Raw genomic sequence first — 1,315 nt, forward strand, 5'->3', positions numbered from 1 at the left:
CCCGCCGCGGCGGCCACGCACGGCGCCTTCGGGCGCGAACTCCACCTCGGCCGGCCCGCCACCCCCGCCGAGGCCGTGCCGTGGGGCCTGCGGGTGGCCGCCGAGTCGACCTGGCGGCTGCTGCTGCTCGGCGCCGCGCTCTACGTGGTCTTCACGGTCGTCGACATGCTGCGGCTGGTGGCCTTCGCGGTGCTGGCCTCGCTGCTGATCTCCGCCCTGCTGGAGCCCAGCGTCTCCTGGCTGCGCCGGCACGGCGTGCCGCGCTCGCTGGCCGCCGGCGGGGTGTTCCTGAGCGGTCTGGCCGGGATCGGGCTGGTCGGCTGGTTCGTGGTCTGGCAGGTGAGCACCAACCTGTCCACCGTCACCAGCAAGGTCCAGGACGGTGTCCTCACCCTCCGGGACTGGCTGGTCACCGGCCCGCTGCACCTGACCCAGGAGCAGATCGAGGGCTTCACCAAGCAGATCACCAACGCGATCAGCACCAACACCGAGCAGATCACCTCGGCGAGTCTCACCGGCGCGCAGATCGCGGTCGAGGTGCTGACCGCCGTCCTGCTCGCCTTCTTCACCACCTTCTTCTTCCTCTACGACGGCGAGCGGATCTGGAACTGGGCACTGCGCGGCCTGCCGCGGCACTCCCGCTACGCGATGGCCGGCGCCGGCCCGAAGGCCTGGGCGACGCTCACCGCGTACGTCCGCGGCACCGTCTGCGTGGCCTTCATCGACGCGGTCTGCATCGGCATCGGCATCCAGCTGCTCGGCGTGCCGATGGCGCTGCCGCTCGCGGTGATCATCTTCCTGGGGGCCTTCGTCCCGCTGGTCGGTGCGCTGGTGACCGGGACGGTCGCGGTGCTGATCGCCCTGGTGACGACGACGCCGTGGACGGCGCTGATGGTGCTGGTGGTGCTGGTCGCCGTCCAGCAGCTGGAGGGTCACATCCTCCAGCCGCTGATCCTCGGCCGGGCCGTCCGGGTCCACCCGCTGGGCGTGGTCCTCGGGGTGGCCGCCGGCTCGATCATCGGCGGCATCGGCGGCGCCATCGTGGCCGTGCCGCTGATCGCGGTCACCAACACCGTGGTGACGCACCTGCGCCGCCGCAACGAGGCCGGCCAGGCCGTCTTCACCGCCCTCGAAGCGGCCCGCGAGGCCGCTGCGGCCAAGGCGAACCACCCCACCGCCTGAACGCGCGCAAGATACGCGAACGGCCCCGGCCGGACATGGGGCGGGTTCTAACGATCCCCGCAACACCCTGGAGTTCAGGGAGTTGCGGGGATCGTGGATTTCGGGGTGCTGAGGGCGAGGTTCTTCGAGGCGT

1 protein-coding gene is annotated in these 1,315 nt (G+C 71.6%); it reads left to right on the plus strand.

The window, feature by feature from the left end; translation table 11 throughout:
* A partial coding sequence (locus ABZ885_RS41295; RefSeq protein ID WP_360200377.1) for an AI-2E family transporter occupies nt 1-1,182 on the plus strand: 1,182 nt, incomplete at its 5' end.
* Between the last annotated feature and the right edge of the window lie 133 nt (nt 1,183-1,315).

Origin of the sequence: Kitasatospora sp. NPDC047058 (assembly GCF_040643935.1) — a bacterium.
GTDB lineage: Bacteria > Actinomycetota > Actinomycetes > Streptomycetales > Streptomycetaceae > Kitasatospora.